General features: G+C 70.3%; 21 protein-coding genes and 2 pseudogenes. 12 read left to right on the forward strand and 11 right to left on the reverse strand.

What is annotated here, in order from left to right; all coding sequences use genetic code 11:
• Positions 1-66 precede the first annotated feature (66 nt).
• Positions 67-2,556, reverse strand: a complete 2,490-nt coding sequence (locus tag VM306_RS21185) for a DEAD/DEAH box helicase (RefSeq protein ID WP_325517696.1) — start codon at positions 2,554-2,556, stop codon at positions 67-69.
• Between the two features lie 10 nt (positions 2,557-2,566).
• Positions 2,567-3,901: a glutamine synthetase family protein gene (locus tag VM306_RS21190; protein ID WP_325517699.1), complete on the reverse strand. Its 1,335-nt coding sequence runs from the start codon at positions 3,899-3,901 to the stop codon at positions 2,567-2,569.
• Positions 3,902-4,276: 375 nt separating this feature from the next.
• Between VM306_RS21190 and VM306_RS21195 the strand changes: the two genes are divergently transcribed.
• The gene (locus VM306_RS21195; RefSeq protein WP_325517701.1) at positions 4,277-4,792 is read left to right on the forward strand and encodes a MarR family winged helix-turn-helix transcriptional regulator; all 516 of its coding nucleotides are present in this window, start codon (positions 4,277-4,279) and stop codon (positions 4,790-4,792) included.
• Positions 4,793-4,873: 81 nt separating this feature from the next.
• Here the strand turns inward: VM306_RS21195 and VM306_RS21200 are convergent, their stop codons facing one another.
• Positions 4,874-6,223 carry a pyridoxal phosphate-dependent decarboxylase family protein gene (locus tag VM306_RS21200; RefSeq protein ID WP_325517704.1) on the reverse strand — a complete coding sequence of 450 codons (1,350 nt, stop codon included), beginning with the start codon at positions 6,221-6,223 and terminating at the stop codon, positions 4,874-4,876.
• Positions 6,224-6,620: 397 nt separating this feature from the next.
• Here VM306_RS21200 and VM306_RS21205 point away from each other — a divergent pair, with 397 nt between their 5' ends.
• The 4 genes and pseudogenes from VM306_RS21205 (at position 6,621) to VM306_RS21220 (ending at position 9,000) form a co-directional block, all read left to right on the forward strand.
• Positions 6,621-7,307: an energy-coupling factor ABC transporter permease gene (locus tag VM306_RS21205; RefSeq protein ID WP_325517707.1), complete on the forward strand. Its 687-nt coding sequence runs from the start codon at positions 6,621-6,623 to the stop codon at positions 7,305-7,307.
• Positions 7,304-7,585, forward strand: coding sequence for a PDGLE domain-containing protein (locus VM306_RS21210; RefSeq protein WP_325517710.1), 282 nt, complete (start codon positions 7,304-7,306; stop codon positions 7,583-7,585). Before VM306_RS21205 ends, VM306_RS21210 begins: the two co-directional genes overlap by 4 nt.
• A pseudogene (cbiQ, locus tag VM306_RS21215) lies at positions 7,585-8,223 on the forward strand (cobalt ECF transporter T component CbiQ); the annotation flags it as partial. The gene VM306_RS21210 and the pseudogene cbiQ, both read left to right, overlap by 1 nt.
• Positions 8,212-9,000: an energy-coupling factor ABC transporter ATP-binding protein gene (locus VM306_RS21220; RefSeq protein WP_325517742.1), complete on the forward strand. Its 789-nt coding sequence runs from the start codon at positions 8,212-8,214 to the stop codon at positions 8,998-9,000. The pseudogene cbiQ and the gene VM306_RS21220, both read left to right, overlap by 12 nt.
• Here the strand turns inward: VM306_RS21220 and VM306_RS21225 are convergent.
• Entirely contained in the window at positions 8,979-9,494 is a 516-nt protein-coding gene (locus VM306_RS21225) for a helix-turn-helix domain-containing protein (RefSeq protein WP_325517713.1), read from the reverse strand. The genes VM306_RS21220 and VM306_RS21225 overlap by 22 nt on opposite strands.
• Positions 9,495-9,574: 80 nt before the next feature.
• Between VM306_RS21225 and VM306_RS21230 the strand changes: the two genes are divergently transcribed.
• From VM306_RS21230 to VM306_RS21245, 4 genes are all read left to right on the forward strand, one after another.
• Positions 9,575-9,991 carry a nuclear transport factor 2 family protein gene (locus VM306_RS21230; RefSeq protein ID WP_325517715.1) on the forward strand — a complete coding sequence of 139 codons (417 nt, stop codon included), beginning with the start codon at positions 9,575-9,577 and terminating at the stop codon, positions 9,989-9,991.
• The gene (locus tag VM306_RS21235; RefSeq protein WP_325517717.1) at positions 9,988-10,893 is read left to right on the forward strand and encodes a hypothetical protein; all 906 of its coding nucleotides are present in this window, start codon (positions 9,988-9,990) and stop codon (positions 10,891-10,893) included. The genes VM306_RS21230 and VM306_RS21235 overlap by 4 nt, the downstream gene beginning before the upstream one ends.
• A gap of 28 nt (positions 10,894-10,921) precedes the next feature.
• Positions 10,922-11,071 carry a hypothetical protein gene (locus tag VM306_RS21240; RefSeq protein WP_325517719.1) on the forward strand — a complete coding sequence of 50 codons (150 nt, stop codon included), beginning with the start codon at positions 10,922-10,924 and terminating at the stop codon, positions 11,069-11,071.
• Positions 11,072-11,164: 93 nt separating this feature from the next.
• Positions 11,165-12,055, forward strand: coding sequence for an NmrA/HSCARG family protein (locus tag VM306_RS21245; RefSeq protein ID WP_325517721.1), 891 nt, complete (start codon positions 11,165-11,167; stop codon positions 12,053-12,055).
• 404 nt (positions 12,056-12,459) lie between these two features.
• On the opposite strand, the gene VM306_RS21250 is transcribed toward VM306_RS21245, so the two are convergent.
• On the reverse strand, positions 12,460-13,191 hold the full coding sequence (locus VM306_RS21250) for an RDD family protein (RefSeq protein WP_325517723.1): 732 nt from the start codon (positions 13,189-13,191) through the stop codon (positions 12,460-12,462).
• 19 nt (positions 13,192-13,210) lie between these two features.
• Here VM306_RS21250 and VM306_RS21255 point away from each other — a divergent pair, with 19 nt between their 5' ends.
• Entirely contained in the window at positions 13,211-14,218 is a 1,008-nt protein-coding gene (locus tag VM306_RS21255; RefSeq protein ID WP_325517725.1) for a stage II sporulation protein M, read from the forward strand.
• On the opposite strand, the gene VM306_RS21260 is transcribed toward VM306_RS21255, so the two are convergent.
• The 6 genes from VM306_RS21260 to VM306_RS21285 all read right to left on the reverse strand — a co-directional run bounded on the left by VM306_RS21260 (position 14,215) and on the right by VM306_RS21285 (position 19,702).
• Entirely contained in the window at positions 14,215-15,504 is a 1,290-nt protein-coding gene (locus VM306_RS21260) for a DUF58 domain-containing protein (RefSeq protein WP_325517727.1), read from the reverse strand. The genes VM306_RS21255 and VM306_RS21260 overlap by 4 nt on opposite strands.
• 1 nt (position 15,505) lies before the next feature.
• On the reverse strand, positions 15,506-16,462 hold the full coding sequence (locus VM306_RS21265; protein WP_325517729.1) for a MoxR family ATPase: 957 nt from the start codon (positions 16,460-16,462) through the stop codon (positions 15,506-15,508).
• A complete protein-coding gene (locus tag VM306_RS21270; RefSeq protein WP_325517731.1) occupies positions 16,459-17,490 on the reverse strand; it encodes a DUF4350 domain-containing protein in 1,032 nt (343 codons plus the stop codon). The genes VM306_RS21265 and VM306_RS21270 overlap by 4 nt, the downstream gene beginning before the upstream one ends.
• Positions 17,487-18,086: a DUF4129 domain-containing protein gene (locus VM306_RS21275; protein ID WP_325517733.1), complete on the reverse strand. Its 600-nt coding sequence runs from the start codon at positions 18,084-18,086 to the stop codon at positions 17,487-17,489. The genes VM306_RS21270 and VM306_RS21275 overlap by 4 nt, the downstream gene beginning before the upstream one ends.
• Positions 18,073-19,053 (reverse strand): hypothetical protein, encoded by a 981-nt coding sequence (locus VM306_RS21280; RefSeq protein WP_325517736.1) that lies wholly within the window; start codon positions 19,051-19,053, stop codon positions 18,073-18,075. The genes VM306_RS21275 and VM306_RS21280 overlap by 14 nt, the downstream gene beginning before the upstream one ends.
• 70 nt (positions 19,054-19,123) lie before the next feature.
• Positions 19,124-19,702: a uridine kinase gene (locus VM306_RS21285; protein ID WP_325517738.1), complete on the reverse strand. Its 579-nt coding sequence runs from the start codon at positions 19,700-19,702 to the stop codon at positions 19,124-19,126.
• A gap of 37 nt (positions 19,703-19,739) precedes the next feature.
• Between VM306_RS21285 and VM306_RS21290 the strand changes: the two genes are divergently transcribed.
• Both VM306_RS21290 and VM306_RS21295 read left to right on the forward strand, forming a co-directional pair.
• Positions 19,740-21,089 (forward strand): replication-associated recombination protein A, encoded by a 1,350-nt coding sequence (locus VM306_RS21290; RefSeq protein ID WP_325517740.1) that lies wholly within the window; start codon positions 19,740-19,742, stop codon positions 21,087-21,089.
• 58 nt (positions 21,090-21,147) lie between these two features.
• Positions 21,148-21,374 (forward strand): annotated as a pseudogene (locus VM306_RS21295) (hypothetical protein); the annotation flags it as partial.

Consider the following 21,374-nt stretch of genomic DNA (forward strand, 5'->3'; position numbering starts at 1 on the left):
GGTGATCAACCGCGGTTCCGCGGTTGATCACCCGTCGACGCGCGGCGGGAACCGGCGCGGCGGCGGTCAGAGCCGGCCGACGTCCGTGATGATCACGACCGCCTCGCCCAGCTCGTCCGACGCCGCCAGGTCGACCTCGGCGTTGAAGCCCCAGTCCTTGTCCCCGGCCGGGTCCTCGAAGATCTGCCGGCACACCCAGCGCTCGCGCTCGACGTTGATGATGAGGAACGCCGGGCCGCGCGCGTTCGGGCCCGAGCCGATGTCCGAGTGCTCCTCGAAGTACGGCTCCAGGGCGTCCATCCACTGCTTGGCCGTCCAGCCCGACTCGTGGTCGAGCTCGCCCAGGGAGTACCAGTCGCGCTTCGCGGCCAGCTCGACGCGGCGGAACAGGGCGTTGCGGACCAGCACGCGGAACGCGCGGACGTTGCTGGTGACGGCGGGCGGCAGGTCCACGCGGACCTCGGGAGCGGCTTCGCCGTCCGGGTTCGTGAGCTTCTCCCACTCGTCGATCAACGACGAGTCGACCTGGCGGACCAGCTCGCCCAGCCACGAGATCAGGTCCTGCAGCTCCTCGGTCTTGGCCTCTTCCGGCACCGTCTGCGACAGCGCCTTGTAGGCGTCGGCGAGGTACCGCAGGACCAGGCCCTCGGAGCGTGCGAGGCCGTAGAAGGACACGTACTCCGTGAACGTCATCGCGCGTTCGTACATGTCGCGCACGACGGCCTTGGGGGAGAGCGCGTAGTCGCCGACCCACGGGTGGCCGCGGCGGTAGGTGAGGAACGCGGCGTCCAGGAGCTCTGCCAGCGGCTTCGGGTACGTGACCTCGTCCAGCAGCTCCATGCGCTGGTCGTACTCGATGCCGTCGGCCTTCATCGCGCCGATCGCCTCGCCGCGCGCCTTGTGCTCCTGCGCGCCCAGGATCTGGCGCGGGTCGTCCAGGGTGGACTCGATCACCGACAGCACGTCCAGCGCGTAGCCCGGCGCCTCGCGGTCGAGCAGCTCGATCGCGGCCAGCGCGAACGGCGACAGCGGCTGGTTCAGCGCGAAGTTGAACTGCAGGTCGACCGTCAGCCTGAAGTCGTCGCCCACGCGTTCCACGACGCCTGCCGCGACCAGTGCCCGGTACATCGCCAGGGCCCGCTTGATGTGCTTGAGCTGCTTCGGCCGGTCCTCGTGGTTGTCCTCGAGCAGGTGCCGCATGGCGGCGAACGCGCCACCGCCGTGGCGGCCGATCACGTTCAGCAGCATCGCGTGCGAGACCTGGAACGACGACGTCAGCGGCTCCGGTTCGGCGCCCACGAGCCGGTCGAACGTCGACTCGCTCCACGACACGAACCCGTCGGGGGCCTTCTTGCGCACGACCTTGCGGCGCTTCTTCGGGTCGTCGCCGGCCTTCGCCAGCGCCTTGATGTTCTCGACCTCGTGCTCGGGCGCCTGCACGACGACCGTGCCGACGGTGTCGTAGCCCGCGCGGCCCGCCCGTCCGGCGATCTGGTGGAACTCGCGGGCCTTCAGGGTCCGGGTCCGCGTGCCGTCGTACTTCGCCAGAGCGGTGAACACGACGGTGCGGATCGGGACGTTGATGCCGACGCCGAGGGTGTCCGTGCCGCAGATGACCTTCATCAGACCCGCCTGCGCGAGCTGTTCGACCAGGCGGCGGTACTTGGGCAGCATGCCGGCGTGGTGCACGCCGATGCCGTGCCGGACCAGCCGCGACAGCGTCTTGCCGAACCCGGCCGAGAACCGGAAGTTGCCCATCTTCGCCGCGATGGCCTCCTTCTCCGGCTTCGTCGCGACGTTGACGCTCATCAGCGACTGCGCGCGCTCCAGCGCGGCGGCCTGCGTGAAGTGCACGACGTAGATCGGCGCCTCACGGCCGTGCAGCAGGTCTTCGATCGTCTCGTGCAGGGGCGTGGAGACGTACTGGAAGTTCAACGGCACCGGGCGCTGCGCCGAGCGGACCACCGCCGTCGGCCTGCCGGTGCGCCGGGTCAGGTCCTTCTCGAAGAACGAGACGTCGCCCAGCGTCGCCGACATCAGCAGGAACTGGGCCTGCGGCAGCTCGACGATCGGCACCTGCCAGGCCCAGCCGCGGTCGGGCTCGCTGTAGAAGTGGAACTCGTCCATGACGACCTGGCCGACGTCGGCCCCGGTCCCGTCGCGCAGCGCGATGTTCGCGAGGATCTCCGCGGTGCAGCAGATGATGGGCGCCTGGTCGTTCACCGAGGCGTCGCCGGTCATCATGCCGACGTTCTCCGGGCCGAACACGTCGCACAGCGCGAAGAACTTCTCCGAGACCAGTGCCTTGATCGGCGCGGTGTAGAAGCTGCGCTGGTTGCCGGCCATGGCGACGAGGTGGGCTCCGATGGCCACCAGGCTCTTGCCGGACCCGGTCGGTGTGCTGAGGATGACGTTGGCCCCGGAGACGAGTTCGATGACCGCCTCCTCCTGCGCCGGGTACAGCGCGAGGCCGCGTTCGGCGGCCCAGTGGGAGAAGGTGTCGAACAGTTCGTCTTCGTCGGCGATCGAGGTGAGCCGGTCCGTGAGTGCAGTCATCGCAGGTGAACTATAGGTGGTACGCGTACTCGGTGAACTCCCAGTCGGTCACGAACCGCTGGAAGCGGGCCACCTCCTCCCACTTGAAGTCCACATAGGACCGCACGAAGTCCTTGCCCAGCACCTCGACCATCGCCGTGTCCTCCTCCAGGTAGGCCAGCGCGTCGGGGAGGGTGGCGGGCAGCGTCGGGGCCTTCGACGGGTCGTAGCCGTACCCGGCGGACGGCCGCGGCGGCTCGATGCGGTCGCGGATGCCCAGGTAGGTGGCTCCGAGCAGGCCCGCGATGCCGAGGTAGGGGTTCGCGCTCGCGTCGCCGAGCCGCAGCTCCAGGCGGGTGGTCTCGCCGCGCTCGGCCGGGACGCGGAGCATCGCGCTGCGGTTGTCGAGGCCCCAGTCGATCAGCCACGGCGCGAGCGAGTCCGGACCGAACCTCTTGTACGAGTTGACCGTCGGGTTGAGCAGCGCGGCCAGCGCCGGCGCGTGCTTGAGGATGCCGCCGATCGCCCAGCGCGCCTCGTCCGACAGGCCGTGCGAGGTACCCGCGGCCTGGAACGCGTTGCGGCCGTCCTCCTCGTGGCACGACAGGTGCAGGTGGAAGCCCGACCCGCCGCCGTCGTTGAACGGTTTGGCCATGAACGTCGCGAGCCGGCCCTCCCGCCTGGCCAGTTCCTTCACGCTCGTCTTGAAGCGGAACGCGCGGTCGGCGGCGTCCATCGCGGGGGAATGGACGAGGTTGATCTCGAACTGCCCGCCCGCGTACTCGTGGTTGCCGCCGGTCGTCTGCAGACCCGCCGAGCTGAGCGTGCGAAGAGTTCTCAACAGATGACCGTCTGAATCGCCCCTGCGGCCCGTCGCGTACACGTTGCCGGGCTCGTCGCAGTACGGCCGCCACCCGTTCGGGCGATCCTCGTCCGGCTCGCAGAGAAAATATTCCAACTCGGGACCGACCACCGGTGCCAGCCCGGTGGTCTCGAATATCTCCAAAGCTCTGCGCAGCACCTGCCGGGGCGATTCGTCGACCGGTCTTTCGTCGGCGGGGCTCACGGCGTCGCCGATGCACCACGCGACGCCCGGTTCCCACGGGATCGGCAGCAGCGTGTCCAGGTCGGGGACCACGATCACGTCGGGCAGTCCGGCGTCGAGCACACCCCCGTTCTCGGTGGTCTGACCGCCGGGCGTGGTGCTGTAGACGGCGCGGCAGAACGACAGCCCGCGCTGCGTCACCGCTGGTAGATGCTCCACGAGGACGTCACGGCCGCGGTCTGTGCCGAGCAGGTCGGGGAAGACCACGCGCACCACGTCGATCCCGCCCTCGCCCAGTCTCGCCGCGAGTTCCCGTGTCACCTGTTCACCGACCACGTCGGACTACCTTTCCGGCACAGTGTGTCGCTGGCACGGAGGGGATAACGTCGAGGGGCAAACGTTATCGACCCCGTCCGTGGAGTAAAGACCACGTTCGGTCTCAGTGGGCTCCACACTCATCGTCCACCACGGGGCAACAGTCCGTAACTGGACGGGTGACGACCGTCACGAGATCATGCACGATGTGGGATCGTGATCAAAGTGGTTGCGGATGGACTCGCACCACATCACAGACATACTTCGGAACCGCAAGTATTGTGCCGGGAACACCTGAGCTCGAGCACGGGAGACTTTGAGTTGTCTGGTCACCACACGATTGCCGAGACCGAGAAAGCCGTTCAGGCGAAGCTCGGTGCGGTGCCGCTGCATCGCGAACAGATGGCGGCGGTGTCGAACATCCACCGCGCCGCCACCGCGATCCGCCAGCACCTCGAGAACTCGGTGCTGCGCACCAGCGATCTGACCTGGACGGGCTTCGTCGTTCTCTGGGTCGTGTGGATCTGGGGCGAGATGGAGACGCGCTACGTCGCCGAGGAGGCCGGCATCTCCAAGGGGACCCTGACGGGCGTCGCCAAGACGCTGCAGTCCAGGGGCCTTCTGGAGCGCCTCGGCCACCCCACGGACGGGCGCCTCGCGGTCCTGCGCCTCACCCCGGAGGGTGAGGAGCTGATGGCGGACCTCTTCCCGAAGTTCAACGAGGAGGAGGTCTTCGTCTCCGACCCGCTGGAGTCGTCCGAGGCCCAGTCGCTGGCCGAGATGCTGCGCCGCATGGTGACGCACCTCGAGGCCAACGGCGAGCAGCGCCGGCTCGACCTGCGCGGGGACACGCCGCTGCCACCACGCCGTTCGGGCCGCCGGGCCAAGAACGGCTGATCGCGCGCTGACGGGCGGCTCACCGGGGGTGAGCCGCCCATTTCGGCGTTGCCGCCGGTCTGAGGATTCAGAGACCGGTTCTCAGAGCAGGCTCGACACCCGCGCGTGCAGCGTGTCCAGGTACTCCTCGGACTCCGGCTTCATCAGCACGCTGCGCAGCACCCTCGCCCCGTCCGCGTCGGCCTCCACCCCGGGGTGCCGCGCCGCGAACGCCGCCTTCGACGCCCGTGCCACGCTCAGGAACACCGGGTCGACGGCGGCGTTCATGCCGGTCTCCATCACGCGGTGCGAGGCGGCGTCCACGGCCGACAGGCTCAGCGGGTTCGTCCGCGGGAAGTACGTGACGATGTCCAGCTCGGGCTCCTGGTAGAGCTCCAGCCGCTCCGACTCGCGGATCATCGACGCCCACCGCACGGCCGCCCGCCGTCCGGCCGCCAGCACCTCACCCAGGCCTTCGCGGGTCAACGGCAGCAGCCGCAGCGTCAGCCAGAGGCCCGCCGCGGCCGCCCCGGCCCGTGAGCACTCCAGGCTGATCTCGCCCAGGTGCATCTCGTCGGACGTGAAGTAGGTGTACGGGGAATCGTGCAGGTAGAAGCGGCCCACGGAGGCATCACGGAACAGGACCGCGCCGCAGCCGTACGGCTGTAGACCGTGCTTGTGCGGGTCCACCACCACGGAGTCGCACGAGCCGATGGCCTCCCACGGCTCGGGCTCCAGCTCCGTACCGGCGAGCAGGGCGAAGAAGCCCCCGTACGCCCCGTCGACGTGCACCCGTGCGTCGTAGCGGCGTGCGACTTCCAGCACGAGATGTACCGGTTCGATGGCGCCCAAAGCGGTAGTTCCCGGCGTGACGACCACGGTGCCGACCTTGCCGGTCCGCAGAAGCTCCTCGAGAGTGTCCAGATCCATGCGCCCACGGCCGTCCACGGCCACAGGGAACCCCTCGATCCCGAGCACGCCGCACATCCGTGAATGCGTGTAGTGCGCCTCGGAGGAGTACGCGACGCCACGGCCCGGATGCAGCGAGCGGGCGACGAACAGCGCCTCCAGGTTCGCGATCGTGCCGCTGGAGGTCAGGTGGCCGAGGTGGCCCTCGCCGTAGCCGAACATCGACGCGAGCTCCGAGACCACCTCGCGTTCCATGGCGGCCGTGGCGGGACCGCCGTCGAGCGCGTGGTTGTTCGGGTTGATCAGCATCGCGGACAGGTAGCCCACGACCGCGGCCGGATGCGGGGGCTTGAGCATCTGACCGGCGTAGCGCGGGTGGAAGAACGGGTAGTTGTCGCGCAGCCGGTCCTGCAGCTCGGCCAGCGCCGAGCCGAAGACCGCCGGGTCGACGTGCAGCGACGAGTGGGGTGTGAAGGCTCCGTACTCGGCGGTCCACTTCTCGTGGTTGGCCAGCGCCTCGTTGAGCCAGTGCTGAAGATCCACCGCACACCCTTTCGTCCTGGAAGCGGATGTTCGAATTTGGACGTTACGGCAGGCCGCAGCGCCAAGACGAGGCGTTCGGCGTCACATCGCGCGGCGTGAGGTTCGAACGTGTGCCGCGCCGCGCGGCGACAGCCGCCTGACCTCGTCGAAGGGGATTCGACGGCTGCACCACGGATCTCGTGCGGCTTCCCGGGCGAGAAGCGTCCACGAGGAACGCTCCTTGCGCGCGCAACGACGAGGTCGGCGCATCGGTCCAAGTGGACGAACGGACCGGAAGACGCACGCGTCCAAGAGGCCGTCGAGGAGGAGAGCTGTGACGACCAACGCCTTCCTGCCTCCAGATTGTTGTTGCACAGTTCTAGCCATAGCCGAGTCCCGGCAATTAGCGTGACTGCTCATGTCACCTGTTGCCATGCACATGAGCGACGGTCTGCTGAACGCGCCGGTCTCGGTCGCGTTCCTCGTGATCGCAGCAGTGGGCGTCGGCTTCGCGTTGGTCAAGGCGCGTGCTGACCTCGACGACCGCACGGCGCCGATGGCGGGCCTGGTGGCCACGTTCATCTTCGCCGTCCAGATGATCAACTTCCCGATCCTGCCCGGCGCGTCCGGCCACCTGCTCGGCGGCGCGCTCGCGGCGATCCTGGTCGGACCGTACGTCGGCGCTCTGTGCGTGACGATCGTGCTGGTCGTGCAGGCGTTGCTGTTCGCCGACGGCGGGCTCACGGCGCTCGGCGCCAACGTCACCAACATGGCGCTGATCGGCACCGCGACCGGGTTCCTCGTCGCCGTCGCCCTGCGCAGGCTCGCCGCGCGGGGCAAGGGCGGTCTGGCCACCGTCGCGTTCGTCTCGGCGTTCGTCAACACCGTGGTCGCCTCGACCGGCTTCGTCGTCGAGTACGCGATCGGCGGCGTCGGCGGTGTGGAGATCGGCAAGGTCGCGCTGCTGATGTGGGGTCTGCACGCGCTGATCGGCATCGGTGAGGGCCTGATCACCGCGGTGACCGTCACGTCGGTGGCGGCGATCCGGCCGGATCTCGTCTACCTGCTCAAGGGCGGCCGCAAGCCGCTGGAGGTGCGGTCGTGAAGAAGTTCTTCCTCGGGTTCGCGGTGGTGTCCCTGCTGGTCGCGGGGGTGCTGTCCTACTTCGCGTCGGGTGAGCCGGACGGCCTCGACAAGACGGTCGAGGACACCGGCATCGCCGAGCACGCCCAGGACCACCCGCTCTCGGGCAGCGCGTTCGCCGACTACGCGCTCGGCGGCGACGACAGGTTCACCGGCCTCGCGGGCGTGCTCGGCGTGGTCGTCGTGCTGGCGCTGTCCTTCGGCCTGTTCTGGTTCCTGCGCAAGAAGTCCGACGCCTGATGGCCGGCGGCCACGACGTCCTGCACCACGCGGGCGACTCGCCGGTGCACCGCCTCGCGCCCCACGTGAAGATCCTCGTGGCGTTCGGGGCCGTGCTGGGCGTCGTGGCGACCCCGCGCACGTTATTCCCGCTGTTCGGCCTGTACCTGCTGCTGATCGTCGCGGTGTGGTCGGTCGCGCGGGTTCCCGTGCTGTGGTTCCTCAAGCGGGCGGTGATCGAGGTGCCGTTCGTGGTGCTGGCGTTCCTGCTGCCGATCTTCGGCACGGACCCGCGCACCGAGCTCCTGGGCTTCTCGGTCTCCGTCGAGGGGTCGTTGGCGGGGTGGAACATCCTGGTCAAGGGCACCCTGGGTGTGCTGGTCAGCCTGACGCTGGCCGCCACGACGGCTCCGGGTGAGCTGCTCAAGGGCCTGCAGACGCTGCGCGTGCCCGCGCCGTTGGTCATGATCGCCACGCTGATGCTCCGCTACGGCGAGGTCGTGGTGGGTGAGGCGAAGCGCATGCGCGTAGCCCGGATCTCCCGCGGTGACGACCCGCGGTTCCTGTGGCAGGCGGGCGCCACCGCGCGGGCGGTCGGCACGTTGTTCATCCGGTCCTACGAACGCGGAGAGAGGGTGCACCTCGCGATGGTGTCGCGCGGCTGGACGGGCAGCGGGGCAGGCTCGGCGACGATCGTCGCGGAGACCCCGGCCGCGCCCGCGCTGGAGGTCTCGAAGCTCGCCTTCGCCTACCCCGACGGACACCAGGCGCTGTTCGGCGTCGACCTCCGCGTCGAGCGCGGCGAACGCGTGGCCGTGCTGGGCCCGAACGGCGCGGGCAAGACCACCTTCGCCCTGCACCTCAACGGGGTGCACTCCGGCGGCTCTGGCACGGTGTCGATCGCCGGCCTCGAGGTGACGAGGAAGAACCTGCGCGAGATCCGCCGCCGCGTCGGACTCGTCTTCCAGGACCCCGACGACCAGCTGTTCTGCCCGACGGTCGCCGAGGACGTGGCGTTCGGGCCGCGCAACTTCGGCATGTCCGATGTGGACGGACGGGTGCTGAGGGCGTTGCGCGCCGTCGGCATGGAGTCCGTCGCCGACCGGTCGCCGCTGCACCTCTCGGGCGGTCAGCGCCGCCGCGTCGCGCTGGCGTCCGTGCTCGCCTGCGACCCCGAGATCCTCGTCCTGGACGAACCGTCCGCGAACCTCGAACCCGTCGCGCGGCGCGAGCTCGCCGAGCTCCTGCTGTCGCTGGACCGCACGATGCTGATGGTCACGCACGACCTGCCGTTCGCGTTGCAGATCTGCCCCCGCAGCGTGCTGGTCGACGGCGGCGTGGTCGTCGCGGACGGCCCCACCCGCGAGATCCTCGCCGACGCCGCCCTGCTCGCGCGGCACCGCCTGGAACTGCCCTACGGCTTCCGGCTCGACTGAAGCCCGCTGAGCACGATCTCCAGCAGTACGGCGGGGTTCGCCCCCTCGTGCATGCTCTGCAGCATCCCCTTCATCAGCACGACGAGGTCGGTGGCCGTGACGTCGGTCCGCACCTCGCCGGCCTCCTGGGCGCGCTGGAGGAGACCGCCCAGCGCCGCGTGCAGGCTCTTGCGCAGGTCGGGTGACAGGGTGAACGCGTCCGTCATGTCCCGCTTCGCCGCCGCCTCGTCCGCCATCCGCCCGAGGAACGCGAACAACGCCTGCCGCGGGCTCTCCGCGGGCTCGGAGGCCGACGCGATCATGGCCGACACGCGTGTCTCCGTGACGGCCTGGAACAGCGCCTGCTTCGTCGGGAAGTGGCGGTAGACCGTGCCGGGCCCGACACCCGCCTTCGTCGCGATCTCGTCCAACGGCACCTCGTAGCCCTGTTCCGCGAACAGCTGCCGTGCCGCTTCCAGCACCTTCTCGCGGTTCCGCGCCGCATCGGCTCTCATCGTTGCCAACCGGGGCGTGCGTTCCGTATCGTCATAACCGGGGTCACCGTTCCGATTTTACGAGACTGTGGGGACACGACATGGCACGCACGGCTGAACAGATCGTCGAGCACGTCCGCAGGATGGTCGCGGGGGAGGAGACGCACGGCCAGTTCGCCGACCTCTTCGCGGAGGACGGGGTGATGGCGTACCGCTTCCCGACGTCCTTCCAGCCGGAGGAGATCCAGGGCCGCGAGGAGATCCGCGCGTACTTCACCCAGGTCCGCGGCGCCTCGGTGCGGGACAGGATCGAGATCCAGAGCGTCGAGGCGCAGTGCTGGCTCACCAACGACCCGGCCGTGGCGGTCGCGGAGATCACTCACCGGGGCTGGTCGAAGCTGAAGCAGGACTACTACACGTTCACCGCCGTGGCGATCATCCGCTTGCGTGATGGCGAGATCGTCCGCTACGACGACTACATGAACCCGTTGCTGTTGCAGGAACTGCTCGGCGTATGACGTTCGACCTGCCGGGCTGGTGCGCTTCCGCGTTGGGGAGCGCACCGGTCGAGGTGTTCTACGAGCGGGTGTCGATCTCGTCGGTGCACGGGGTGCGGCTGGCCGACGGGCGCGAAATCTACGTGAAGGCCCGCGAGGACGACGGCCGCGCTTCCTCTTGTGTGACCGCGCAGGCGGCGTTGGCTTCTCGCGGATTCCCGTGCCCTCGCCCGATCACCCCGGTCGTGCTGGCCGGCGGACTCGCGGTGCACGCCGAGGAACCGCTGCCCGGCGGTGAGATGCTGCTCGGCTCCTCGCCCTCGGTGGCCCGCCGCTACGCGGAGGTGTTCGCGCGGCTGATGGCCCTGCTGGCGGACGTCGACGTGGCGCCGCCGTTGCCGAACCCGCGCTGGTCCCGGTGGGACCACACCGATTCGGGGCTGTGGCCGTCGATCGGCTTCCTCGACTCGCGCGACCAGAGCGTCGTCCCGGAGTTCGTGGTGGACGCGGCCGAGCGTCTGCGCAAGCGGCTGCTGGCCACGCGTCTGCCTTGCGTGCTGGGACATCTGGACTTCGAGGCGCAGAACCTGCGCTGGAAGGACGGCGAGGTGTGGGCCGTGCACGACTGGGACAGCCTGGGCCGGCAACCGGAGGCGGCTCTCGTCGGCGCGGCCGCCGGGGCGTTCGCCAACGCCTCGCCGCCGAGCCTGGTGCCGATCGAGAGCACGGCGGCGTTCCTGGAGACCTACCAGCGGTGCCGCGGCCGGCGGTTCACCGAGGAGGAGCTGGAGATCGCGTGGGCCGGCAGCACGTGGACCGCCGTGCACAACGCACGCTGGGAGGTGCTGCACGGCGATCCGACGCCATCGGGTGACGCCGTGCGCGAACAGGGAGCCGAACGCCTCCGGCTTGCAGGGGCCTAGCATCGCGAACGCCGGCCAACGCCGCCAGGTGGTCCTGGCGCTTGTCGAGTCCGGCCGGATCTGCCAGGCGCCGAGGGACTTCGCGGAGAACCTCGACGCCGACGACCAGTGCGACCCCGAACGCCTGGCCACCGCCATCGTGAACGCGTCGGGCCTCTCGGCGTCCACCTCGTCCTGACACCGCGCAGTCCTCCTGGGCACCCTCGTACCTTGTGTAAGTTCATGTCATGAACTACTTTGTTCATGGCATGAACTAGTGAGAGGGTGCGACATGGTCACGCGGGAAAACGGTGCTATCGCGGTCTTCGGTGCGACGGGACAGCAGGGCGGGGCGGTCGTCGACGCGCTCGTGGCCCGAGGAGCGCGGGTGCGGGCCCTCGTCCGCACCCCCGAGTCCGATCGAGCGCAGGCGCTGGCCGCCCGGGGCGTCGAGCTGGCGACCGTCCGGATCGACGACCCGGCGTCAACGGTCGCCGCGCTGGAGGCGGTCGACGCGTTCTACTTCATGACCCCGGAGGCGAACAGCCTCGAGGAGGTCGAGGAGGAGGTCCGAGTGGGCACCGCCCTCGTCGATGCGGCGGCCGCGGCGCGCGTGCCACACGTCGTGTTCAACTCGGTCAGCGGAGCGGAGCGCGAAACGGGCGTGCCGCACCACGACTCGAAGCACCGGATCGAGGAATACCTGAAGCTTTCCGGCCTGAGGGCCACGATGGTTCGCGCGACCGCCTTCATGGAGAACTTCGCGACCGTGATGGCGCCGAGCCTGGAGGACGGAACGATCGTGCTGAGACTGCCCCTGCCGGACGACATCGCCCTGAAGATGATCTCGATCAAGGACATCGGCCAGGTCGCCGCCGCGATCCTGCTCGGCACCGCGGACGTGCCCGGCGGAGCCATCGACGTCATCGGCGACGAGCCGACGGGCCCCCAGATCGCCGCCGCGTTCGGCGCGCGCGCCGGGCTGCCGTCACGCTACGAGGCCCTGCCACTGAGCGTCCTCGGCAACGACCTCGACAAGGCGATGTTCCGCCAGTTCGCCAAGGCGTCCGAACACCCGTCAGACCTCGCGGCGGTGAAGGCGATCGAGCCGACCACCTGGGACCTGGCCGAGTGGATCCGCTCCACCGGCTGGACCGCGCCCGCGGACCGGGTCCGTTCCTGATGCTCCGGCCGTAGGACGTGATCCTGCCGGCGTTCCCGGACATGGCACGGCCACCGCGTGATCCTCCTCCGTCGTGCCGACATCGGATGACCAAGCGGTGGCCGTGGGCCACGGAGCAGAACCTGACCGTTGGCGAGCAGGGACCGACAGGCTGCTCGCCTCGATCGCCACCGGGTCCGGCCGGATCGAGACTCGCCGCCGCGCCGCCCTGCTCATCGAACCCAGCCGCGTCACGGCCGGCCCCCGCGCCTGGTCCACCTGGCGCCGCCGCCACCGATACCGGGTGTTGGCCTGGCTGTTCAGCTGGGTGTGCGATCCGCCGAAGGAAGGTGGCGGCAGGAATTGCCGCTCCGATTGCCGAGTGCCGGTTGACGATCATCGGTGTTGCGATTTTCGTGCGATTCCTAACCGGCCGCGCGCCGCCGTCTCTCCGCCAGCACCGCCGCCAGGTACGGGTGCGGATGCGTGTACTCGGCCCGCGGCGACCGGATCGCGGCACCCACGTCGTCCGACAGCCGCACGCCCAGCTCCCACTTGGCCTTGTCGTTCAGCTCCGGGTACCGCGCGAGGTACTGCCGGGCCGCCAGCACCAGCTCGTCCGGCAGCTGCGACAGGTCCAGGCCGGACGCCCACTCCGCCAGCTGCGCCGGCATCGCGGCGAGCTCGACCTCCTGCTTCGGCACACGGGTGTGGATCACCACCGTGCCCGCCAGGTAGTCACCGACCCGCTTGCCCCGCGCCGAGAACAGCGACACGAACAACGCGATCGCGCCGCCCAGCCCCAGCACCCAGAAGTCCACGACGAACCCGCCGAGCGCGCGCACCAGCGCCTGCCGGAACCGGATCGCGCCGCCGTCGTCCCGCACCACGCGCAGGCCCATGACCAGCTTGCCGAGCGAACGGCCGCGCGTCAGCGTCTCGACCGCCGTCGGGTAGCCGATCATCACGGCCACCGTCAGCGCCAGCGCGAGTGCCGTCTGCAGGGCGCCGTCGAAGTCGACGGGCGAGATCAGGAACACGAGCAGCAGCAGGCCGAACTGCACGGCCACGTCGAACGCGAACGCCACCGCCCTGCTCGCGAGCTGCGCGACGCGCAGGTCCAGAACTACGGCTTCACCGGTAACCAGGTCCCCCACGCGGATAGTGTGACCCATCGTGGATCTGGACGTGTTCATCGAGCGCCACCGCGCGTCGTGGCAGCGGCTCGAGCAGCTGGTGAAGCGGTCCGGCAGGCTCAGCGGACCCGAGGCCGACGAGCTCGTCGAGCTGTACCAGCGCGTCACGACGCACCTGTCGACCGTGCGCAGCCAGGCCCCGGACCCCGCCACCGTCGAACGCCTCTCGGCCCTGGTCGCGGGCGCGCGCTCGGCGCTGACCGGCGCGCACACCCCGGCGTGGCGCGTGGTCACCCGCTTCCTCACCCACCGCCTGCCCGCCGCGATCTACCTCGGCTGGCGCTGGTGGGTCCCGGCCGGGCTGGCGTTCTACCTGGTCACCGGCCTGATCGCGGCGTGGATCGCCTCGAACCCCGACGTGCGGGCGACCATCGCCGCGCCGGACGAGATCCGCGAGATGACCAAGGCCGGCGGCGGTTTCGAGGCCTACTACTCCAGCGACCCCGCCGGGTCGTTCGCGGCGAAGGTGTGGACGAACAACGCCTGGATCAGCGCCGCCTGCCTGTTGCTCGGCGTGCTGTTCGCGATCCCGCCGATCTACCTGCTCTTCACCAACGCCCTCAACGTCGCCGTCGCCATCGGCCTGATGTTCGGCGCGGGCCGCGGCGGGCTGTTCCTCGGACTGCTCGCGCCGCACGGGCTGCTGGAGCTGACGGCGGTGTTCGTCGCCGCCGGCATCGGGATGCGGCTGGGGTGGCAGGTGATCGACCCCGGCCGTCGCACCCGTGCCGCCGCCTTGGCCGCCGAGGGGCGGTCGGTGGTCGCCGTCGCGCTCGGGCTGGTGCTGGTCCTGCTGGTCTCCGGTGTGCTGGAAGGGTTCGTGACGCCGTCCGGGCTGCCGACGTGGGCCCGCGTCGGCATCGGGGTGGTCGCCGAGGTGCTGTTCCTGCTGTACGTGTTCGTGATCGGCAGGCGTGCGGCCCGGCAGGGCGAGACGGGCGACGTCGAGGCGAGTGAACGCGAGGACGTCGCCCCGGTCGCCGTTTAGAGCTTTCCTGCGGCCTTCAACGACAGGTAGCGGTCCGAGAGAGCACGTGGCAGGTCGTCGGGCAGTGCGTCCACGACGTCAACACCGTGCCGTGCAAGCAAAGCGGTGATGCGACGACGTTCGGCCAACGTCCGTTCCGCGGCAGCAGCGGCGTACACGGACTCCAAGTCCCCACGGCCCGACGCCATCGCGTGCACCGCCGGATCCAACACCGACGCGATCAACAACCGGTGCCGCGACGCCAAAGCCGGCAGCAGCGGCAGCAGACCGTGCTCGATCGACGGCTCCAGCGACGTCAGCAGCACGACCAACGACCGGCGTGACGCCCGGCGCAGCACCTCCGCGACCGCGCCGCGGGCGTCGAACTCGACCAGTTCCGCCTCCAACGGCGTCATCGCCCGCACCAGCACGGGCAGGGAGGCACGCGGCACCGATGCGCGGACCTTGTGGCTGAACGCCAGGAAGTCCACCTGGTCGCGGGCGTGTGATGCCAGTGCGGACAGCAACAGCGCGGCGTCCATCGACGTGTCCAGGCGCGGCAGGCCACCGAGAACGCCGTCCACCCGTCCGGCCGAGGTGCGGGACGTGTCGAGCACGATCGTCACCTGACGGTCCCGTTCCGGGCGCCACGTCCTCACCACCACGTCGGACGACCGGGCCGACGCACGCCAGTCGATCGAACGCACGTCGTCGCCGATGACGTAGGTGCGCAACGAATCGAACTCCGTGCCGGCACCACGGATCAGCGAGGCGCGACGGCCGTCCAACTCGCGCAGGCGCTCCAGCAAAGACGGGAGGTGGCGACGGCTGTGGAACGGCGGCAGCGCGCGCACGGTCCACGGAACCTCGTGTGAACCCTGCCGTGCCGCGATCCCCAACGGACCGAGGGACCGCACGGTCACACGGTCGGCAACGCGGTCACCTCGGCGCACGGGCCGTAGCTCGAAAGACAGGACACGCGAGCCACCAGGGGGCACGTCGACCGGAACGCGGTCCGCGACCACACCGGCGGAAGGCGCCCATGCGTCACGAAGAACGCCACGCAACCGACGTCCGGGGTTGTGCACCGTCAGCTGAACACTGCACAACTCGCCCGTGCGCACCGAGGTCGCCCCAGCGCGTGTGAAGGTCAACCGCCGGACACCCGCCGCCAACACCAAGTCGGCAGCCACGCACAGCACGAGAACGCCGAGCATGAGAAGGATGCCCTGCCACGACGGCAAGAGCAGTCCCACGACGAGGACGCCGATGAGCGCGAGCAGGCCCGCGCGGCCCGTGAGCGCCACGTCAGCGCGGCACCTGGACCGCGCCGAGCACGCCGTCCAGCACGCCGTCCGCCGTGACGCCCTCCAACTCGGCCTCCGGACGCAGCTCCAGCCGGTGCCGCAACGCGGGACGTGCGAGTGCCTTCACGTCATCGGGAGTCACGTAGTCACGGCCCGACAGCCACGCCCACGCGCGCGCCACGGCCAGCAGAGCCGTTGCACCACGTGGAGAAACACCCAGGCGCACCGCTGGAGACTCACGGGTCGCACGGCACACGTCGACGACGTACGCGATCACCTCGGGTGCCACGGTCAACGCGCGCACGGCAGCCGAACCGGCCTCTAGATGCGCGGCGCCGGCCACCGGTGACAGGGCGGAGAGATCACGCGGGTCGAAGCCGGACGCGTGCCGGGTGAGCACGTCGATCTCGTGCTCACGGGCCGGGATCGGCATCGTGACCTTCAGCAGGAACCGGTCCAGCTGCGCCTCGGGCAACGGGTAGGTGCCCTCGTACTCGACCGGGTTCTGGGTCGCCACGACGATGAACGGCGACGGCAGCGGCCGCGTCTTGCCGTCGGCGGACACCTGCCGTTCCTCCATCGCCTCCAGCAGCGCGGACTGCGTCTTCGGCGGCGTCCGGTTGATCTCGTCCGCGAGCAGCAGGTGGGTGAAGACAGGGCCCTCGCGGAACGAGAACGCCGCGTTGTGCGAGTCGTAGACCAGCGATCCGGTCAGGTCGCCGGGCATCAGGTCGGGCGTGAACTGCACGCGCGTGGTCGACAGGTCCAGCGCACGGGCCATCGCGCGCACGAGCAACGTCTTCGCGACGCCCGGCACGCCCTCCAGGAGCACGTGTCCCTTGCACAGCAACGCGAGGATCAACGACGTCACGGCGGCGTCGTTGCCGACCACCGCCTTGCCGATCTCCGCGCGCAACGCCACCAGCGCCGTGCGTGCTTCCTCTGTGGTGACAGTCATCCCTTGCGAACCTCGTTCTCCAGTGCGTCCAGCTCGGACGCGAGCGCGACCAGCCCCCGGTCGTCCACCGGCTCCTCGGAATACAGCACAGTCCTGATCTCCCCGGCAGGACGCGAGGTCCTGCGAGCGATCTCGTCGGACGGATCCTCGCCCGCCGGCAGACCCAGCAACGGCGTCAGCCGGTCGCGAACCGCCTGCCGCAGCACGGAAGCGGCGTGGGCCGAGGCACGTGACCGGCGGTAGAGCCGTGCGCGTCCCTCCACGGTCTCGGCGGCGCGCACCACGACCGGCAGCGGTTCCGGCACCACCCGGCCCAGCCGCCGCGCCCGCCACAGCGCGACCAGCACGGCCGCGATGCCGAGCTGCAGGGCGCCGAACTTCCAGCCGGCCGGCATCAGGTCGGTCAGCGACTTCTGCTGCGACCGGTCCGCGGCGGACGGCACGTACCAGACCAGCCGGTCGTGCTGACCCAGCAACGACAGCGCGAGCGCGGCGTTGCCCTCGGTGTCGAGGTCGCGGTTGGTGAAGATGCCGCCGTACCCGATCACCGTGATGGTGCCGGTGCGCACCAACGTCGAGTCGTAGCAACGCTGTTCGCCCTCGTAGACGAACCCGCCGGTGGTCGCCGCGCCTGCCTTCGACGCGAGCGGGCAGCCCGGCTGACGGGTCTCGGGTTCCACCTGGCCCACGCCGCCGGCGGGTGCCAGGAGCACGGTGGCGGCGGCGCGGCGGGTCAGGCCGGCGAGCCGCTCCGGGTCGATCAGGTTCGGCTGCGTCACGAACAGCGTCGCACCCTCCACGGAGGACGCGTTGTCGGTGAGCTCGACGCGCACGCCGTTCTGCTCCAGCAACCGGGCGACCGCGTGGCTGCCCTCCGGGCGGTACGAACGCGGGTCGAGCGAGCCGCCCTCGCCGCTGCCGCGCAGCAGCGTGATCACGACGGCCGCGAACAGGATGATCACGCCGATCAGCAGGGGGCCGCGCGCCGCCGTCCAGATCCGCCGCGCGTCGGGGGAGACCGTCGTCATCCGCGCACCCTGTCGTCGACGGAGACCAGCCGCCGGTACCCCTCGTCGGTCGCCGGAAGCCCGCCGTACCAGACGTCGTCGAACTGCACGGCCGCACCGCGCAGGTCACCGGCCAGCGCCGGAAGCGCCTGTCCCGCCTCGGCCGCGACCTCGTCGACGGTGCGCCCGGCACGCGCGTCGAGCACGCCGCGGTGTTCCAGCTCCCGCACGACGGCGCGGAACCGCTCGCGCACGGCCTCGGCGAGGTCACCGGCTTCCGCGGCGCGTTCGGCGGCGGCGCGGTGCTCGGCGGCGGTCATGACCGCTGTTCCGAACACCTTCGCGCCGGAGCGCACCGAACGGGCGGTGCGCCCGGTGCGCAGGCGGATGACGATCACGATGACCATCGCCACCACGACGAGCACCGTGACGGCGGTGATGCCGCTGACGCCGCCCGCCCCGGCGAACAGCTCGCCGAGGCGGTCCAGCACCCAGTCGATCGCGCGTTCCAGCGGGTTCGGGTCGTCGGAGACGTACGCGGGGTCGCTGAGCTCCCGTGCGGCCGCCTCGCGGGCCTCGTCCCGTCCGAGATCTACCGGTACGTCAGATACCGCCATGCCCCGCGGCCCGCTGGAGTTCGATGTCCATGCCCTCGGCGCGCATCCGGCGGTCGACGTAGAGCAGCACGGTGACGGCGGAGCTGAACGGCAGCGTGATCGTCGAGGCGATGATCGCGCCGATCGTCGCCAGGATGAGCGAGCCGATGCTGAGCGCCGCCGCCGGGTCGGCGCTGAAGCCGGTGCTCGCCGAGCCGAGGATGCCGAACGGCAGGCTGATGATCCAGCTGATGACCGAGCTGATGACGACCGTGAGCAGCAGGACGCCGAACGTGCGCCACCACGCGCCCTTCACGAGGGCCTTCGAGCGGCCGAACGCGGTGCCGACGCCGCAGCGCTCCAGCACCAGCGCGGGCGTGACGAGCGCGAACAGCACCCACAGGTAGATGCCGGGGATGCCGCAGAAGATCAGGCCGACGGTGATCGCCAGGCCGGACAGCAGCGTCGCGCCGAGCAGCGGCAGCAGACGCGGCTTGAACTCCTCCCACGCCTGCGCGAACGTGACGGGCTCGCCCAGCACGGCGTGGCCCACCACGACGGTGATGAAGCCGGACAGGAACACCGTGCCGAACAGCAGCGGGAGGATGCTCAGGAACGTGCCGCCGAAGAAGCCGACCATGGAGTCGCGGAACTGGTCGAGGATCTGCTCGTCCGTCATCGCGTTCGGGTCGAGCGTCGCCAGCGCGGTGAGGTCGTCGAGGAACGGCAGCTGCACCAGCAGGCCGATGATCTGCGTGATCGCCGCCACGATCGCGGCCGCGCCGATGATCAGCTTCGGGTAGCGGCGCATCGTGGTGATCGCGCCGTCCACGATCTCGCCGACGGCCAGTGGGCGCAGCGGGATCACACCGGGCTTGATCGACGGCTGCGCGCCCGGCGGGGGCGGCGCGTAGTAGCCGGGAGGCTGCTGCTGCGGCTGCTGGTTCGGTTGCTGGTCGGGTGAGGACCAACCAGGCGTTTCGGACATATCGGCTACCCCCGGTCGTGGTGTGAGCGGCATCCTGCCAGATCAGGGCTGTCGCCACTGAGCAAGCTGATCACGAAACGAGCTCGGTCCGCGCCCTGGCGGGCGTCGTGCGGCGCATGCCCGCGTCCACGCACCGCCTGACCACCTGCGGCTGCTCGCGCATCAGCCTCAGCCCGCGCCTGACCAGCGTCGGAACCGGTTTGCGCGCCTCGGCGACGTCCCTGGCGAACCGGCGGACGAACGTGACCGGCGGACTGGGCGCGAGCACGATGGCGTCCCTGAGCACACCGGCCTCCCCGGCGCCCCGCACCAGCAGGTCCGCGAAGAGGCCCTCGGCGATGAACGCGGGCGCGTCGCCCAGCTCGATCGTCTGCGTGCCGACGGCCCGGTCCTCGCTGATCGAGTAGACCGGCGCCTCGACCTTGCCCGTGTCCGACAGCTCGATGATCGCCTGCAGGGCCTTGTCGGCGTTCCAGGAACCGACGTCGTCCCAGTCCGCGCGGCCGTGCTCGTCGCGCGGCAGCAGGGGATCGTCGCCGTCGCGGTAGAAGTCGTCGAGGCGCAGGACGGGCCAGCCGAGGTGGGCGGCGAGGGTCGACTTGCCGGAGCCGGACGGTCCGGCGAGCAGCACGGCGCGGGGGATGGGCACGGGACGCGATCCTCGCACATGACCTAGGCTCGAACGCATGAGCGAAGGTCTGTTCGACGAGGGCCTCTTCGGCGCGACCGACGAGGAGAAGGCCGAGCGCATCGCGGCCAACGCCCCGCTGGCCGTGCGGATGCGTCCGGCCCTGCTGGACGAGGTCGTCGGTCAGGACCACCTGCTCGGGCCGGGCGCGCCGCTGCGCCGCCTGGTCGAGGGCGCCACCCCGGCGTCCGTGATGCTCTACGGCCCTCCCGGCACCGGCAAGACGACGCTGGCGACGCTGGTCTCCAAGGCGACCGGGCGGCGTTTCGTGGCGCTGTCGGCGTTGTCGGCGGGCGTCAAGGAGGTGCGGTCGGTCATCGACGAGGCCCGGCGCCGCCTCGTGCGGTCCGGCGAGTCGACCGTGCTGTTCATCGACGAGGTGCACCGGTTCTCCAAGACCCAGCAGGACGCCCTGCTGGGCGCCGTCGAGGACCGGATCGTGCTGCTGGTCGCGGCCACGACGGAGAACCCGTTCTTCTCGGTGGTGTCACCGTTGCTGTCGCGGTCCCTGGTGCTGCAGCTCAAGTCCCTGACCGACGACGGCGTGCGGTCGGTCATCCGGCGCGCGGTGTCCGACGAACGCGGCCTGGGCGGGTCCGTGGTGCTGGAGCCCGATGCCGAAGACCACCTGATCCGGCTGGCGGGAGGCGACGCGCGCCGCTCGCTGACCGCGCTGGAGGCGGCGGCGGACTCGGCGCTGGCGTCGAACGACGGCGCGATCACGCTGCCGCTGCTGGAGTCCACAGTGGACAAGGCGGCGGTCCGCTACGACCGCGACGGCGACCAGCACTACGACGTGACGTCGGCGTTCATCAAGTCGATCCGCGGCTCCGACGTCGACGCGGCCCTGCACTACCTCGCGCGCATGATCGAGGCGGGCGAGGACCCGAGGTTCATCGCACGGCGGCTGGTGATCCACGCCAGCGAGGACGTGGGCATGGCGGACCCGACGGCGTTGCAGACGTGCGTCGCGGCGGCCCAGGCCGTGCAGCTCATCGGGTTGCCGGAGTGCGCCCTGAACCTCGCGCAGGCCACGATCCACCTCGCCACCGCGCCGAAGTCGAACGCCGTCACGACGGCGATCTACTCCGCCATCGAAGACGTCCGCAAGGGCGCCATCGGCTCTGTGCCGGCACATCTGCGGGACGGGCACTACGCGGGCGCGGCGAAGCTGGGCAACGCCCAGGGGTACCGGTACCCGCACGACGTCCCGGAAGGCGTGCTGACGCAGCAGTACGCGCCGGACGACCTCGTCGGACGCGACTACTACGAGCCGACGGGCCGCGGAGCCGAACGCGCGGTGGCGGAACGGCTGCCCAAGTTGCGGCGCGTCATCAGGGGCGAGTGATCCGCGTAGTTTCTGCGGCGCGTGATCAGGGGCGAGTGATCCGCGTAGTTTCTCCGGTGTGACGATCAGAGAAGACTTCCTGACCACGGCCCGCATCGCGCTCGACCTCCTGCGCCACGACGAGGTCGCGCGAAACTGGGACAAGCCGAGCGCGCTGCCCGAGTTCGGCGTCAGCGGCCTGGCGGGCCACCTCGCCTACCAGGTCCTGCCCCTGCCGTCGATGATCTCCACGCCCGTGGGCGACGAGCCGGTCGTGCCGCTGATGGAGCACTACGCGCGGGCGAA

It is taken from the genome of Lentzea sp. (assembly GCF_035525475.1).
GTDB lineage: Bacteria > Actinomycetota > Actinomycetes > Mycobacteriales > Pseudonocardiaceae > Lentzea.

Coding starts and splice junctions, on each gene's coding strand:
- VM306_RS21230 (WP_325517715.1), top strand. CDS start 9,575: ATGGCACGCACGGCTGAACAGATCGTCGAGCACGTCCGCAGGATGGTC.
- VM306_RS21265 (WP_325517729.1), bottom strand. CDS start 16,462: ATGACTGTCACCACAGAGGAAGCACGCACGGCGCTGGTGGCGTTGCGC.
- VM306_RS21280 (WP_325517736.1), bottom strand. CDS start 19,053: ATGTCCGAAACGCCTGGTTGGTCCTCACCCGACCAGCAACCGAACCAG.
- VM306_RS21185 (WP_325517696.1), bottom strand. CDS start 2,556: ATGACTGCACTCACGGACCGGCTCACCTCGATCGCCGACGAAGACGAA.
- VM306_RS21275 (WP_325517733.1), bottom strand. CDS start 18,086: ATGGCGGTATCTGACGTACCGGTAGATCTCGGACGGGACGAGGCCCGC.
- VM306_RS21205 (WP_325517707.1), top strand. CDS start 6,621: ATGTCACCTGTTGCCATGCACATGAGCGACGGTCTGCTGAACGCGCCG.
- VM306_RS21270 (WP_325517731.1), bottom strand. CDS start 17,490: ATGACGACGGTCTCCCCCGACGCGCGGCGGATCTGGACGGCGGCGCGC.
- VM306_RS21220 (WP_325517742.1), top strand. CDS start 8,212: ATGGTGTCGCGCGGCTGGACGGGCAGCGGGGCAGGCTCGGCGACGATC.
- VM306_RS21290 (WP_325517740.1), top strand. CDS start 19,740: ATGAGCGAAGGTCTGTTCGACGAGGGCCTCTTCGGCGCGACCGACGAG.
- VM306_RS21245 (WP_325517721.1), top strand. CDS start 11,165: ATGGTCACGCGGGAAAACGGTGCTATCGCGGTCTTCGGTGCGACGGGA.
- VM306_RS21235 (WP_325517717.1), top strand. CDS start 9,988: ATGACGTTCGACCTGCCGGGCTGGTGCGCTTCCGCGTTGGGGAGCGCA.
- VM306_RS21225 (WP_325517713.1), bottom strand. CDS start 9,494: ATGAGAGCCGATGCGGCGCGGAACCGCGAGAAGGTGCTGGAAGCGGCA.